The sequence below is a fragment of the Pontibacter sp. Tf4 genome (assembly GCF_014212495.1).
Lineage (GTDB): Bacteria > Bacteroidota > Bacteroidia > Cytophagales > Hymenobacteraceae > Pontibacter.
Genome location: NZ_JACKZC010000005.1, coordinates 321,243 through 335,644 on the forward strand (window position 1 = coordinate 321,243; position 14,402 = coordinate 335,644).

At 47.0% G+C, this 14,402-nt stretch carries 15 protein-coding genes; 3 read left to right on the forward strand and 12 right to left on the reverse strand.

The window, feature by feature from the left end; translation table 11 throughout:
- Positions 1–68: 68 nt before the first annotated feature.
- The 12 genes from H7F15_RS10605 to H7F15_RS19485 all read right to left on the reverse strand — a co-directional run bounded on the left by H7F15_RS10605 (position 69) and on the right by H7F15_RS19485 (position 12,981).
- On the reverse strand, positions 69–338 hold the full coding sequence (locus H7F15_RS10605) for a CcmD family protein (RefSeq protein WP_370523625.1): 270 nt from the start codon (positions 336–338) through the stop codon (positions 69–71).
- Positions 325–990, reverse strand: coding sequence for a cytochrome c biogenesis protein CcsA (ccsA, locus tag H7F15_RS10610; protein WP_185196943.1), 666 nt, complete (start codon positions 988–990; stop codon positions 325–327). The genes H7F15_RS10605 and ccsA overlap by 14 nt, the downstream gene beginning before the upstream one ends.
- Before the next feature lie 113 nt (positions 991–1,103).
- Complete coding sequence (locus H7F15_RS10615; RefSeq protein ID WP_185196995.1) at positions 1,104–1,748, reverse strand: heme exporter protein CcmB; 645 nt, start codon at positions 1,746–1,748, stop codon at positions 1,104–1,106.
- Positions 1,749–2,556: 808 nt separating this feature from the next.
- Positions 2,557–3,249, reverse strand: coding sequence for a phosphate signaling complex protein PhoU (phoU, locus tag H7F15_RS10620; RefSeq protein WP_185196944.1), 693 nt, complete (start codon positions 3,247–3,249; stop codon positions 2,557–2,559).
- A gap of 54 nt (positions 3,250–3,303) precedes the next feature.
- Positions 3,304–4,068, reverse strand: a complete 765-nt coding sequence (gene pstB / locus H7F15_RS10625) for a phosphate ABC transporter ATP-binding protein PstB (RefSeq protein WP_185196945.1) — start codon at positions 4,066–4,068, stop codon at positions 3,304–3,306.
- A gap of 9 nt (positions 4,069–4,077) precedes the next feature.
- Positions 4,078–4,935, reverse strand: a complete 858-nt coding sequence (gene pstA, locus H7F15_RS10630) for a phosphate ABC transporter permease PstA (RefSeq protein ID WP_185196946.1) — start codon at positions 4,933–4,935, stop codon at positions 4,078–4,080.
- Complete coding sequence (pstC, locus tag H7F15_RS10635; RefSeq protein WP_185196947.1) at positions 4,928–5,803, reverse strand: phosphate ABC transporter permease subunit PstC; 876 nt, start codon at positions 5,801–5,803, stop codon at positions 4,928–4,930. The genes pstA and pstC overlap by 8 nt, the downstream gene beginning before the upstream one ends.
- A 15-nt stretch (positions 5,804–5,818) precedes the next feature.
- Positions 5,819–6,838 (reverse strand): PstS family phosphate ABC transporter substrate-binding protein, encoded by a 1,020-nt coding sequence (locus H7F15_RS10640; protein WP_221627040.1) that lies wholly within the window; start codon positions 6,836–6,838, stop codon positions 5,819–5,821.
- A 192-nt stretch (positions 6,839–7,030) separates the two neighbouring features.
- Positions 7,031–8,221 (reverse strand): porin, encoded by a 1,191-nt coding sequence (locus H7F15_RS10645; protein WP_370523628.1) that lies wholly within the window; start codon positions 8,219–8,221, stop codon positions 7,031–7,033.
- A gap of 291 nt (positions 8,222–8,512) precedes the next feature.
- On the reverse strand, positions 8,513–9,646 hold the full coding sequence (locus H7F15_RS10650; RefSeq protein ID WP_185196948.1) for a hypothetical protein: 1,134 nt from the start codon (positions 9,644–9,646) through the stop codon (positions 8,513–8,515).
- Between the two features lie 71 nt (positions 9,647–9,717).
- A complete protein-coding gene (locus tag H7F15_RS10655; RefSeq protein WP_185196949.1) occupies positions 9,718–12,444 on the reverse strand; it encodes a TonB-dependent receptor in 2,727 nt (908 codons plus the stop codon).
- A 408-nt stretch (positions 12,445–12,852) separates the two neighbouring features.
- Complete coding sequence (locus H7F15_RS19485; RefSeq protein ID WP_255481177.1) at positions 12,853–12,981, reverse strand: hypothetical protein; 129 nt, start codon at positions 12,979–12,981, stop codon at positions 12,853–12,855.
- 69 nt (positions 12,982–13,050) lie between these two features.
- Between H7F15_RS19485 and H7F15_RS10660 the strand changes: the two genes are divergently transcribed.
- From H7F15_RS10660 to H7F15_RS10670, 3 genes are all read left to right on the forward strand, one after another.
- Entirely contained in the window at positions 13,051–13,380 is a 330-nt protein-coding gene (locus H7F15_RS10660) for a 2Fe-2S iron-sulfur cluster-binding protein (protein WP_185196950.1), read from the forward strand.
- A gap of 113 nt (positions 13,381–13,493) precedes the next feature.
- Complete coding sequence (iscX, locus tag H7F15_RS10665) at positions 13,494–13,730, forward strand: Fe-S cluster assembly protein IscX (RefSeq protein ID WP_185196951.1); 237 nt, start codon at positions 13,494–13,496, stop codon at positions 13,728–13,730.
- A gap of 90 nt (positions 13,731–13,820) precedes the next feature.
- Positions 13,821–14,324 carry an HAD family hydrolase gene (locus tag H7F15_RS10670; protein ID WP_185196952.1) on the forward strand — a complete coding sequence of 168 codons (504 nt, stop codon included), beginning with the start codon at positions 13,821–13,823 and terminating at the stop codon, positions 14,322–14,324.
- The last annotated feature ends 78 nt before the right edge of the window (positions 14,325–14,402 follow it).

The following is a 14,402-nucleotide window of genomic DNA, read 5'->3' on the forward strand; positions in this document are numbered from 1 at the left end:
TTGATAGCCTAACACAAAAGCAGGTGTATTAAATCCAGTTCTGTGTTGTTTTTTATACGTATCCGGCGTTATTCTTTAAATTGTTTTTCGAGTTTGCTCACTTTGCGGTCCAGCATGATCAGGTAAATGATAAGCCCGATCAGGATGGTCAGCAGCACTACAACTACCACGTAGATCTTGCCATCCTGGCGTAGGGTGTCGGCCATTTCCACATCAGATGCTGCCGGAGCAGCTGAGTACTCTACCTGTGTTTGCTCAGGCTGTGCCTGCACATGTTGTAAGCCGGCCAGGGTGCACAGCATAAAGCTACAAAGGGCCAGTATTCTAAACAGTTTCATATATGCGTTGTCTCAGTATTTCAAATCTTGATCTTACGTTCACGATCCAGATGCCCAGGAGCGTCCAGCCGAGTACGGCAGGGTAAAACACCATGCGCAGGCTGCTATCCAGGTCGTACGCGTTAAAGCCGGGGTTACCGCCATTGCCCGGGTGCAGCGAATCAGTAAGGCGGGGAAGTATGAACAATAGCGGAATAAGCGCTGCAAAGGCAAAAATGTTGTACACGGCACTGATGCGGGCGCGTTGCTGCTGCTCGGCAAAAGAGCTGCGCAGCACAATGTAAGCGAAGTAGATCAGCAGGCCGATTGCAGCGGCATTCTGTTTCGGGTCGTTGCTCCAGTACTCGCCCCATGTAAATTTGGCCCATTCCATGCCGGTAACAATGCCCAGCACTCCAAACAGGATACCAACCTTGGCCGCTTCGTGCGCGATCACATCGTTTTTGATAGTTGGGTTGCGCAGGTATCTTATGGAGTATACCACCGAAATCAGCAGGATCAGGATCATGCCAAACCACATGGGCACGTGGAAGTATAAATTGCGGATGGTCTCGTTCAGGATCGCCAGCCTCGGAACATCTGACATTAAACCTGCAAACACTGTAAACAACAGCAGCAGCACAGTCAGTATTTTCCACCAGATATTTTTCATTCTTTAAATTAAGTTATTCGTTTGCAGCACGTTAAGCTTATAAACACATCTTAAGTTTTTTTGTGCCCGATGCCGCAAAAAATTGTTTCGCAAACGCTTTGATACTCCAGCCTTTACGAACGCCAAAGGTACGGGAACAAAATATAAGAAACAGTGACGACGATCATGTTTATGGCGAGCAAAGTCAGCAGTTCGTCGAGGCTCGCTCCTCTGTCCAGACCGTCCATCGCGTTTTTCGACATTTTTATCAGCATCAACAGCATGGGCACTATCACCGGAAAGCTCAGAATAGCCATCAGTGTACTGCTGTTTGCTGCTTTGGAAGCAATGCCTGAGATCATGGTTAAGGACGTGGAAAAACCTACTGCGCCCAGCAACAACGACAACAAAAACATTGGGATATCCTGCACCGGGTTGCCCAGCACAAAGGCATAGAACACAAAGCAGATGAGGGCCAGCAGCAGCATTAAAAGCGTGTTGTATACTATTTTGGCAAGTATAATGCCCTGCGGACTAACGATGGAATAAAAGTAGAGCAATCTGCCGCGGTTTTCCTGCATAAAGCTTTTGGCAATGGCATTTACAGAGGTAAACAGCAGGATAATCCAGAGCAACGCATTCCAGATCGGGCCACTGTCGTCTGAGAACTGGCGCAGGCCAAAACTCAGGTAACATACAAACACGGTACTGCCCACATACAGCAGCATGCCGTTAAAGGCGTATTTCTGCCGCCATTCCAGCACCAGGTCTTTCTGTATCAGGTATAGGATCTCTTTAAACAGCACTGCGTTAATTTTCCGCAAAGTTACGACACAATTAGTTGGGAAAGTAGTGTTTGAGGAGATTGGTGATTTGGAACATCTTTTGTCATTTCGAACAGAGTGAGAAATCTATCTCAGAATATAGTCGCGAAGGACCTCACAGCGTGCGCAGCTCCTGTGAGTGTCTGGTGCTATAGTTTGCTTTTCCTACTAACTGTACCAAGCCTTCTTTCTATAGTTGCTTCTAATCCTGGGAGCTCTATGAGCCTATAGTTTTATAGTTTACTTGGCTCCCTCCCGGGCCGGGAGGCCCCGTCTTCGGGCATCGCGCGGTGTACATTCCCTTTGCTCGTGCCTCGCAATGCTTTCAGCACCGTAAATCTACAAGGCGCTCAACCCAAAGACTGATAATAGTTCGATAGCTACTGCTGTAACTATAGTTGCTGTGCTTGCTCTTAGCTAAAGCAGATCATCTTTTCTCGTGGTAATATTTCCGTGGGAACAGGTAAACCTGTCCTGTTCGTGGTCTGTAACTATAGAACTATAGTTGGGACTATAGCATCGGCAGAAAGTGTCCCCTTGAGGGGACTACAGGGGTGTTAAAGCAGCAACTATAGAACTATAGCAGTGCCAACCATAGCAGGAAGCAGAAAGTCCCCCTTTGAAGGGGGTAGGGGGATGACCAACCGTAACTATAAAACTAGAGCAACACCCGAAATCCTTTAATCCTGAAAATCCTGATTCAGACGAAAAAGGGCACGGACTTAACCAGCCCGTGCCCTTTTTTGGAAACTATAAGAAGAAATTATTCTTCTTTACCGCTATTGTCTTTTCGCTTTTTCTTGGACTTGTGTTTAACCACTTTGGCGTCCTGGTAAAAAATGATCTCTTCGGCAATGTTGGTAATCTGGTCGCCAACGCGTTCTACTTTTTTAATAATAGAAAGCAGGGCCAGGCCTTCGTCAATGCTGTCCGGGTTCTGGCGCATGTAGTCGGCGACAACCGTATCTGCACTACGGTAAATCTTGTTCAGCTTTTTATCGCGCTTAATAATGTTGCGGGCCTGCTCTGTGTCGTTGGCTTTGTAAGCAATACGGCAGTCGTTAAACATCGAGAGGGCCTCATCAAACATGGTTACCGCTTTCGTTATCTCTAACAGCTCCGGTCCGAACGTGGCTTCCCTGTTCTGCACGTACATCGAAATGCCTTCTGCGGTATCGCCGATGCGCTCCAGGTTTGCGTTTATTTTGAGGGTAGCCAACACCAGACGAAGATCTACGGCAACCGGCGTGTAAAGAGCCAGCATGTTCTCGCACATACGGTCTATCTTCACATCAAAGTTGTTTACTTTTTTCCCGAGCTTCACAACTTTAGCGGCAAGCTCATGGTTTGCGGTCAGCATGGCCTCGCGGCCGCTCTGCAGCTGGTATTCCACCAGGTCCCACATTTCCATCAGTTTAACCCTCAGGCCAGTAAGTTCATTATCTATTTGGTTCATTTAGTCTCTTGTTAGGTTGATAACCGGTACATGCATGCTGTAAACTATAGAGGCTTAACCGAAACGGCCTGTAATATAGTTTTGGGTACGCTCGTGCTTAGGGCTCGTAAACATGGTTTTGGTCTTCGAGAACTCGATCAGCTCACCCATGTAAAAGAACGCTGTCTGGTCGCTTACACGGCCTGCCTGCTGCATGTTGTGCGTAACTATAACTATCGTATAATCCTCTTTCAGTTCGTAGAGCAGCTCTTCAATTTTTGCCGTTGAGATCGGGTCAAGGGCTGATGTCGGCTCATCCATCAGGATAACCGATGGCGAAATGGCAAGCGCACGGGCAATACACAAACGCTGCTGCTGGCCACCCGAAAGTGCCAGTGCCGATTTATCCAGCTTGTCTTTTACCTCATCCCAGAGAGCTGTTTTACGAAGCGATGTTTCAGCTACTTCGTTCAGCACCTTCTTGTCTTTGATGCCCTGTATCTTCAGCCCGTATACTACGTTCTCAAAAACTGTTTTCGGGAATGGGTTCGGCTTCTGGAACACCATACCTACTTCTTTGCGGAGCTCGTCCACACGCACGTCCCTTGCATAAATATCACGACCATCCAGCAGAATATCTCCTTCTACTTTAAAGCCGTCTATGTAATCGTTCATGCGGTTAAGGGTGCGCAGAAACGTAGACTTACCACAGCCCGACGGACCGATAAAAGCTGTAACAGCCTTTTCTTCCATGGCAATGTTAATGTCTTTCAGGGCATGGAAGGTGCCATAGTAGGCATTCAGGTTGCGGGCTTCCAGTTTATAGTTCTTCTTACTCATGAGTATGGTTTACCACTTAACTTTTTTCTGCCACTTGTTTCGCAAGTATACGGCAATACCGTTAAGCATAAAAGTAATTAAAAGCAGGATAATAATTGCAGCGGCAACGTTGGTAGCAAAAGCTTCCTGCGGCCTCGATATCCAGTTAAATATCTGAATTGGTAATACGGTAAATTCGTCCATCGGTGATTTAGGCGCAAACGGCACATACGCCAGCGCTCCGATAACTATAAGCGGGGCAGCCTCGCCCACAGCTCTGGACAGCGCCAGAATAACACCGGTAAGAATTCCCCCGAACGACGCCGGAAGCACCTGAAACCAGATGGTCTGCCATTTAGAAGCACCCAGGGCAAACGATGCATCGCGGATGCTGCGCGGCACTGCTTTTATGGCTTCGCGGGTAGTTACAATAATGATCGGGAGAATAAGCAAACCTAAGGTAAGCGCACCAGTCAGCAAACTGCCACCTAACCCGAACACCCTGCCAAATATCTCCAGGCCCAGCAAACCATAGATAATAGAAGGTACACCAGCTAGGTTAGAGATGTTTACTTCCAGGAACGAGGCCATCCGGTTTCTTTTGCCATACTCCTCCAGGTAAATGCCTGCAGCTATCCCCAGCGGAAAAGCGATCAGCGACGAAAGCACCAGGATCCAGATCGTACCGATCCAGGCAGTGTAAATACCGGCTCGATGCGCACGGCGGGAAGGCAGGTTGTTTAAGAAGTCCCAGTCTATGCGGCCAAGTCCGTCGATCAGAATGTTGATCAGGAAAATAGCAAGCACTACAAGCCCGATCATGGTACAGAAGATACCAAACCACTGAAAGGCTTTGTCTTTAAATCTGTTTAGCTCCGAGTTAGTCATACTTTTCCTGATATTTCTTTCTGATCCAGAAGCTTATGTTGTTCAGGACAAAAGTGAATACAAATAAGGTAATACCTGCCGCGAAAATGGTGCGGTACTCCAGGGAGCCATGCGGCACGTCTCCTAAGCTAACCTGCACAATATAAGTAGTTATCGTTTCGATAGGGACCAGCGGATTGGCCGTTAAACGTGGCTGCTGACCTGCGGCAATGGCTACCAGCATGGTTTCGCCCACCGCCCTGGAGATAGCAAGTATAACAGACACCAGTATACCCGATGAAGCTGCCGGCACCAACACCCCGAAAGCAGTCTGGAATTTGGTAGCTCCCATGCCATACGCACCTTCGCGCAACGATTTTGGTACCGCGCTGATCGCGTCTTCGCTGAGCGAGGAGATCATCGGGATGATCATGATGCCCATTACAAGACCAGCCGACAGCGAGTTGAAACCAGCCAGGTTAGGAATGAAGCTCTGCAGAAAAGGCGTAACTACGGTAAGCGCAAAAAAGCCATATACTACAGTAGGTATAGTTGCCAGAATCTCCAGCATTGGTTTTATAGTTGCCCGGAAACCTGCCGGCGCATAGGTATTCAGGTAAATGGCGATGGTTAGCCCGATAGGCAGCGCTACAGCAATGGCTATGGCAGTGGTAAGCATGGTACCGGCCACCAGCGGCAGTATACCAAAGTGCTTATCGGCAAACAGCGGCGTCCATTGGGTGTCGGTCAGGAAGTCAACTATAGATACCTCTTTAAAGAAGGTAAGCGACTCCGACAACAGCACCCAGATGATACCGATCGTTACCAGAATGGTGATCACGGCCGACAGCCATAGCACACCCTCAATTATTTTTTCCTGTACTCTCACGGTGCGTAATTGCTATTATTGATTTGCAGTTTTTGCAGTATCTGTTTTGTCAGTACTTACAGCCTTGCCAGTGTGTTTGGCTGCAAACTGCCTGAACTTCTGATACTCTTCTTTATATTTCTCTTCGGGTAGCGGAATAAAGCCTACTTCCTGACTTAACTGAGCTGCATTCTCGAAGTAAAAATCCATAAACCTGACTACCTGCGGTTTTTTTACAGCCTCCGAGTTAACATACAGGAAAAGGGCACGGGAAAGCGGCGCGTAGGTGCCATCTTTTATAGTTTGCAGGGTCGGGAAAATGGGGCCGGCACCGTTGCTGTCGTCTTCATCATCAACAGGTATGGCTTTCAGTTTGTCCTTATTTTCTTCGTAGTACGCGTACCCGAAAAAACCAAGGGCGTTTATGTCGCCGGCTACCCCCTGCACCAGTACGTTGTCGTCTTCGCTGGCAGTGTAGTCGCCGCGGCTGGCGTGGCTCTTGCCAACTATAGCTTCGGTAAAGTAGTCGTAGGTACCAGACTCAACACCGGCACCGTACAAGCGGATCGGACGGTCCGGCCATTCGGGGCGAACCTGGCTCCAGCGGGTAATCTTGTTCTGGGCAGCAGGCTCCCATAGTTTCTTAAGCTCGGCTACGGTTATATCTTTTGCCCAGGTGTTCTCAGGGTTTACCACAATCGTCAGGCCATCGTAGGCAACCGAAAGTTCAATAAAATCCAGTCCATTTTCGTGGGCCGCTGCAGCTTCGTTTTCTTTAATAGAGCGTGAGGCATTGCTGATGTCGATCTCGCCGCGGGAGAACTTCTTAAAACCACCACCCGAGCCGGATACACCAATAGTAGTACGCACGTTAGGCGCTACATACCGGTACTCTTCGGCAACGGCTTCGGTGATAGGATAAACAGTGGAAGAGCCATCTATAGAAATGTCGCCTTTCAGCGTAAAGTCTGCATTCTCGTCGTACTGCGGGCCGCAGGCTGTGGCAGCCAGCGCCAACAGCACCATGCAGAATCTTAAAGGTTTAATGTGCAGCATAAGCAGCATTTATCTAAATCAGTTTTGCGCACGCACCATAAACAAAGGGCTGGCACGTGGGTGCTGATGCAGTTAACGTTATACTACGGAAACTATACATTCGCGGTGCAAAGTGACGGAGAAAAACGCTGCTTGTAAAGTTTTGGGTGTTATGTTATTGTTAAGCAATGTTAAGCTATTGTTAACTTCAGCTTAAAAGCCTATTTCCAGCTGCACTCTTGCCTGGTATCTTTCCGGGCGTCCGCTTTGTTTGCTTCTTGTCAGGTCGCTCTGCACTTTCAGGGCGTGGCCTACAATGTATTTAGAGACTCCCAGTGTATATTGCTTCTCAGGGGTTAAGCCGGTAGCTTTTGCTGGTTCGTAGTTGGTATAGCGGCCCGCCACTTCCCAGTTGTTCAGGAAAAGGTAACCTGCCTGTACGTTAAAAGCGTTTCCGGTTACAAACGTCTCTTCAATTTCATTGTCCTCATTCACCAGCACTACAGGACCATCCGGTGCTTTGCGGTCTACATATTCTGCCATTGCCGAAAAGCCTCTGTACTTGAACATGGCATCTAAGAACAAGGTGTTCAGGTCACGTTCGCCACTCAGGAAGTCGCCGGTCTGGCCCTGCTCCCGCGAGGCCCTGTCGTTTATATCGTAGGCTGCGGCAATGGCTAATTTAGGAGTTGGTTCACGGTAAATATCGCTGCCTACGTAATCGCCTTCTCCTTCAAAAGCACCGAAAGGCAGGATCTCGAAACGACCGGTATAGTCGTATCCCCCGGAATGGTTGACCGTAATGTTACGCCCGTCGCCGGTAGAAACAGATACGATCTCGCGCAGCACCACCTGCCCTACCTCGTGTTCGTGATGAAGCTGCAGGCCGGCATCACGGTCCAGCGTAAAGCGCGAGTTAAGTAAACTGCGATCCACGAACTGCATTTTCTGCGAAGACACCAGGCGCTCGCGGTTACCTGGCAGTTTTGTCTGGCCTATGTATAGTTGCAATCCGGGCGTTATCTCCCATTTGGCAACAGCATCAAGTACAATATTGCTAGCGTTGTCAGTCTGGTCCGGGGTATCGTTGCCGATGTCGTTGTTGCTCAGGCCAAGCTCTATTTTATACTGCAGCTTTGGCGAGTACGCAAACCCTTCGAGCTTTAAACGGGCTCTGCGAATAACGAAACGATCTTCCCACTGCTTGGTAACGGGCGTGTAGCCGCCCTGGTAAAGTACCTGAAAACGCGCTCCTAATTTCACGCTGAAAGAAGAATCTGCAGCAACAAACTGCAAACCCTTGCCGAGTTTAGAATTATTGATGGTTTGGGCATTGGCGCTGCCGGCACTGGCAACTATAAATGTGCTTAATAAAAAAAGTAAGCTACGGAAATTGGTAGTCACGGTACTTTGGTTTAAGGTGAGAATTAATCCTGAGTCGTGAAACTATAAAATATAACAGCACAGCCCAAAGGCTATCCCGGGATTTTAGATATTCAGCAACAGCAGTTAGTCAGACAGCTGTAAAAATATGGCTATAATAAGGTGCAAAATAACAACCCACGCTTTATGTAAAAGTTACGCCAATGTTAAATTGGTGTTAATTTTCTGTCAAGAGACAGATCCTTACTCAAACATAAAAAGGCTGCCACAAATATACATTTGTGGCAGCCCCAATATAATTTTCAATTTTGCTTAGAATTTGTAGCTGGTCCAGCTGAATACCGACGTGTTAGCACCTGTGTTAGCTGAGTTTGCTTTGATGTTAGCGCCATCAGGGTTTTTAACTTCCTGGCCTTTAACTGTTACACCAGTATGGTGATACTCGATAACGGTGTTCGCATTTCCATTGCCTTTGCCGTCTGTCATGTCGATCAGGTCTGTTACAGAACCACCTTTAACCAGGAGGTTGGTAATATTGGCTTTAGCTCCTCTGCGCACCTTCACGGCATCCTGCATCTCAAAAGTAGACTCGTTCACGATCGTAATGTTCTTGAAGATAAAATCAGACTGGTTCACGTCTCCAGGCGTGTTGCCATCCAGGTTGCCATCCAGTTCAGCACCTCTTGGGTCACCCTCTGTGCTGGTATAGCCGGCCTTCCAAACACCATAGGCATTATCCAGCGTGCCTGACCAGCCCTGTGTTACGTCGAACATATCGTCATCAGAATCCACTACCAGCAGGTTTTTCACATTTACAGAACCACCAAAAAACTCGACGGCGTCATCAGCACCATACGGTATGTAAACGTTCTCGATTTTTGTGCCGTTACCCACACCATTTAGCGTCAAGCCATTGTGCTCGATATCTGCGGAAGATTTTGCTCCTGTATACTCCAGGATAAGGTATTCGATTGAGCCTGAGTTGTCGCTGTTATTGTCGCCACCATAAATAACAGCCGGGTTGATTTCTGTGGTGCTGGTGGTAACTTTGCCAGCCGGGCCGGAAAGTTTTGCTTTACCGTTAATGATCAAACCACCCCAGTCGCCCTGAGAAGGATTAGCAGCTGCAGAAGTTATTTTTACTGGTTTATCGGCTGTACCATTAACAAAGATTTGTCCTCCTTGCTCAACAAGAATGTATTTGTTAAATCCTTTTTCGGCTTTAATAACCGTGCCTGCCGGAATTCGGAGCTTACCGCCGTTAACCACAAGCAAAGGGCCAGTTAATTTGTACTCTACTTTTGGATCAAGGGTCACATCAGCAGAAATGTCACCACTCAATTCACTGTTGATGCCAGGCTTAGGTTCCGGGGTTGTACCATCATCATCTTTGCAGGAAAATAATCCCAGCGGAAGCAGCAGCAGGTAAAGGAATGTCTTTTTCATTTTTTCTTAATTGTTTAAGCGAATTTAGAATTGGAAGATTAACTGAATATGAATGGAGTTTTATCTAATTGTTAAAACTTATAGTTTACGCCCAGGTCAAATTGAACCCCTGTTTTATAGCTGCCAATGGTAACGCTTTGCCCTTTTGTATCTGAGCCTGCGCCTTCTCTGGTAAGCTTATAGGCAGGATTTAATAGGTTTTTAGCTTTCAGGCTTAGTTTAAGATGCTCGTTAAGGCCCACTGCGGTAATAAAGTCCAGGGTGGTGATGCTTTCCTCAATCAGGTTGTTGAAGCCACGCGTACCAATGGTGTGTACTTTGTCGCTCAGATAGTTTAGAACCAGTGTTGACGTTACATCGACATTTCTGTCGGTTACCAGGTTGTAGGTCAGGTCTGCATTGAGTATGTAAGGTGTGGCGCCTTCCAAAGTAGAAGAGGTGTTTTGCACAAAGAAGTCTGGCAGATTTACATTCGTGTGGATGTAGGATGCGTTCAGGCCACCATTCAGGCGATGTTTCTCGGCAAGGTTTAGCAGCGACTTTCTTACTTCTACCTCCATACCGGCGGCTACTGCGTGATCCGAAATATTGTCGTAGGTTGCTAAGCCTGCAGAGTTACCCTGGTCTACCCTTGCAATTGGTTTAAGAATATGTTTGTAAAAAGCATTTACCGATATCTGCTCACTTGCTGATGGATAATAATCCCATTTCAGGTCGAAGTTATAATTGGTAGAAGGTTTCAGATTCGGGTTACCGTTTTCCGGACCAAAGATTCCCTGGTGAATGAAGGGCGATACCTCTTTATCCTGAGGCAGGGTATAGGTTCGGCTGATACCCGTTCTGATGTGGTTTTTATCGTCGAGCTCGTACTTGGCGTTAAAGCTGGGCGATAGAAAGAGCTCATCTATATTGTTAGCCCCCTGATCAGCGCCGCGGTTAACATTATAGTTAATCTTCATGTTAATATCATCTGCCCGTAAGCCTGCATTTAACGTAAGCTTTTCTCCAACTTTATGTACCAGGTCGGCATAGGCACCATGGTTATTCCATTTCACATCGTACGTGTCGTTGAAGTGCTCCATTTTAAAATTGCCATTATCTAAACTCTCCTGGTTAAAGTATGGGTCGAGGCGAATATCATCTAATCTGAAAGTAGGGAGCGTGCCCTGCCCACCAGACCAGATTAGGTTGTAGATCGGGGCTGAGAAGGATTTGTTACTTACCTTGCCACTATAGCCGACTTCGATGTAAGACAGTTTATCCGGGTCTGTCGAAAGCGTATATTGCAGGTTAGCTTTAGGGATAACAGCAGTTTCTGTTATGCTGCTATTGAAGCGCTGGTTTCTGCCCTCGCCCATACCAAGCTCCACCATCCCATTTCCGATGGATGGCAACATGAAAGTTCTACGGTCAGGCTCCTCGCCAAACACATGGTTTACTGCAGCACCTATCGTATATTTTATTCTGTCAGATAAGTCTCCGCTCCAGATAAGCTGGTTAATGAAAACCGAGTTGTCGTTGATTTGCAGGCGCCTGGTATGACCTTCTGAATTAAAATCCTCTGCTTTCTGGAATTTCTCTGTCTCCCTGCCATAGAAACTATAGGCGGCGGCTGTGGCTGTATGCAGGTACAGCGAATAGAAATTCAGTTTACTGTTATTCAGATCGAACTCCAGATTACCCGCCAGCATATGGGAAGCACTGCGCATAGATTGCTGGTAGTTAAAATCCTTGAAGGGATTCTCTGGGTTGGTAGCAGTAATTAAACGGGCAACACCTTCCTGGTAATGGTACTTATTATCCATAGAGCCCATCACAAAAAAGCGGTGCTTATCCAGAAATCGGCTGCCCCCCGAAAAGGAGATGCCGCTGTTGAGAAGAGTTTTTTTTTGTATCGGGTCAAGCGATGTGTTGAAGGAGTGATTGGTTACAAACTCCTGACCGTTCCGGCTTTTCGGACCTTGTGATGCGGTGGCGTAGCCAAATTTGTTCATCCCGTCTGGAAGGTAAAAATTGCTGCCTGGCACCTGGCTGTTTATTCCGGTTGAGATTCCGATCTGAAAAGCATTATCGTCGACAAGTTCTTTCGAATTAATATTGATCAACGCACCTCCCACATCCCCATGCATCGAGGCGGAAAAAACCTTGTTCAGGTCAACTGACTTTATCATGTCGCTTGTGAAAAAATCGAGTGAAATGTTTTTGAACTGAGGGTCTTCAGAGGGGATGGCAAATCCGTTCAGGGTGGTGGTGTTATAGCGGTCGCCCAACCCGCGTACGAACACGTTTTTTACGCCGGCTTGCTTCGAAATGCCCGAGATCTTGACAACTGCGCCTTCAGCATCGCTGACGCCCTTGCGGGAGAGCTCCTGTGCGCCGATAGCCTGTGTTGCTATGACGGATTTTTTCTGATCTAAAAGGAGAATTTGCTCTGTTTCCCTGTTCCCTTTTGCCGTCACAACTACCTCCGATAGCTGCGCTGTACTTTGTTCCATCGTAACCGTGACTATGGCTGCTTTCCCTGATGAAACGGTTATGCCTGTAATTATCTTTGGAGAGTAAGAGAGGCTGTTTATCTCTAAGGTATAAGTACCTTCTTTCAAATTGTTAATACGGAAATTTCCTGAAGCGTCAGAGGGTGCTCCCAAGCCGGCTTCCTGCACCTTTATGATTGCGCCAATGATCTCTTCGTTGGTTTCAGCGTCCTTCACGGTACCCTGTATGCTGCCAGTCTGGGCATGCAACCCTATAAAAGAGGTAAACAGGAAAAATAGAACTGTGGTGAGAATTTGTCGCATAATAAATTATAGTCTTTTTGATGCGACAAAGGTAGATGGGCTATATTATCTCAGTATTAATGTGAAGTTAAGTTTGCGTTATCCAGCTCAACGCCAATATATCTGATTAATAATCAGCCTATTACATCACTTTTAGGGGTGACATTCCAGGTTAATCCGGAAGAGCGTGAACTTCTTATTGATAAAAGGGATAAAGGGGGGTGCGCTTTTAACATATAAATAACCTTTCATTAACCTGCACCTAATATTGCAGTTTTAGTTTTGTTCCATCATTCCCTCCTTCAAAAAGACCTGGTTGCACATGTATGGTGAGAAACATCGTGGCAACCATTTGCGGCCCGGCTTAGTCTCCCGTTCCGCACGAAACCCGCCGATTCCAGGCGGGTTTCTTTTTTTATAACCTATAGTTCAAGCAAACAACCTGGCTATAGTTTGCTTTATAGTTACAGCTATAGTTATGGTTATAGTTACTGCCACGCAACTATAGCCGGTACCCCTGAAGTATACACAACAGCGGGCAGAACGGGTACAAAACACAATCTGGTTATAACTTTGATTAGGGTGGCCTGTTTAGTAACTTTGCAACCGCATTACAGACCAGAAAAAATGAAAGTTGTAAATATAACATATAAGTTTGCCGATGGCTCCCCGGACCAGACACACCCTGCCGTAGAAGGCGAATCGGTGCTGGACGTGGCCCTGAACAACGACATAAAGCTACAGCACAACTGCGGTGGTGTGTGTGGCTGCAGTACCTGCCATGTGTACGTAGAGGCCGGCATGGACGACCTGCCCGAAATCTCGGATAAAGAAGAAGACTACATTGACCGAGCCGTAGACCCGCGCATCAACTCCAGGCTGGGTTGCCAGTGCGTGGTGCAGGGCAACGAAGACATTGTAGTAACTATACCCGAACAGGATTTCCTGGGTCACTAATAACAGTTGCCAGTTAGCAGTAAACAGTTACAGACTATAGTTAAGAATAAAATTTGTTTACTGCCAGCTGCTTATTGTTTCCTGTAAATTGTTAACTGATTACTGAAAAAGATATGAGCTACGAGCCACCAATACACTGGAACGATTACGAAGACATCGCGATGGCGCTTTACGAAAAGTTTGGCGATGACTTCAACGAATCAAAGATATACCGCATACGCTTTACCGAACTACTGGACTGGGTACTTGCCCTGCCAAACTTTTCGGGCACACGCGAGCAGGCCAACGAAGGCCACCTTGAGCAGATACAGGCTGCCTGGGTGTACGAGTGGCGCGATAACCAGGATTAGGCGCAAAACAGCCACGTGCTGTATAAATATTAAATATTTTCTATACATTTAAAGGTTCTTTCACGAGAACCTTTTTTTGTTTTTAAAGCTATGTCGATCACTCAACCAGACCTCTCCCGCATCAACACCTTTATTTTTGATGTGGATGGCGTGCTAACCGATGGCTTTCTGTATGTGTTTGCAGACGGGGAGCAGGTACGCGCTTTTAACATTAAAGATGGTTTTGCTATTAAACATGCCATTCGCCAGGGTTACCGGGTAGCCATTATTTCCGGTAAAAACGAGCCCGGCGTGCGCAACCGCCTGCGGGACCTGGGCATAGATGACAGCAACATTAACTTGGGAGTAGAAGATAAAGTGGATGTGCTGGAAGACTACCTGTACACACAGGGCATACACCCTGCCACCGTAGCCTACATGGGCGACGACATGCCCGATCTGGAAGTAATGCAGCGCTGCGGCCTGCGCGCCTGCCCTGCTGATGCCGCCGTGGATATACAGGAGATCAGCACATTTATTTCTACAAAAGAGGGCGGCCGCGGTGCTGTAAGAGAACTGATAGAAACTATAATGAAAGCACAGGATACCTGGTAAAAATAAGTTTATACTTTTTTTAGATTTAAAATCAACTTTTTTATTATCTAAAGTTGTATATATAGAAATTAAGTTTAT

Coding starts and splice junctions, on each gene's coding strand:
- H7F15_RS10640 (WP_221627040.1), bottom strand. CDS start 6,838: ATGCTGCACATTAAACCTTTAAGATTCTGCATGGTGCTGTTGGCGCTG.
- H7F15_RS10605 (WP_370523625.1), bottom strand. CDS start 338: ATGAAACTGTTTAGAATACTGGCCCTTTGTAGCTTTATGCTGTGCACC.
- pstA (WP_185196946.1), bottom strand. CDS start 4,935: ATGACTAACTCGGAGCTAAACAGATTTAAAGACAAAGCCTTTCAGTGG.
- pstB (WP_185196945.1), bottom strand. CDS start 4,068: ATGAGTAAGAAGAACTATAAACTGGAAGCCCGCAACCTGAATGCCTAC.
- H7F15_RS10660 (WP_185196950.1), top strand. CDS start 13,051: ATGAAAGTTGTAAATATAACATATAAGTTTGCCGATGGCTCCCCGGAC.
- phoU (WP_185196944.1), bottom strand. CDS start 3,249: ATGAACCAAATAGATAATGAACTTACTGGCCTGAGGGTTAAACTGATG.
- H7F15_RS10655 (WP_185196949.1), bottom strand. CDS start 12,444: ATGCGACAAATTCTCACCACAGTTCTATTTTTCCTGTTTACCTCTTTT.
- H7F15_RS10650 (WP_185196948.1), bottom strand. CDS start 9,646: ATGAAAAAGACATTCCTTTACCTGCTGCTGCTTCCGCTGGGATTATTT.
- ccsA (WP_185196943.1), bottom strand. CDS start 990: ATGAAAAATATCTGGTGGAAAATACTGACTGTGCTGCTGCTGTTGTTT.
- H7F15_RS10670 (WP_185196952.1), top strand. CDS start 13,821: ATGTCGATCACTCAACCAGACCTCTCCCGCATCAACACCTTTATTTTT.
- iscX (WP_185196951.1), top strand. CDS start 13,494: ATGAGCTACGAGCCACCAATACACTGGAACGATTACGAAGACATCGCG.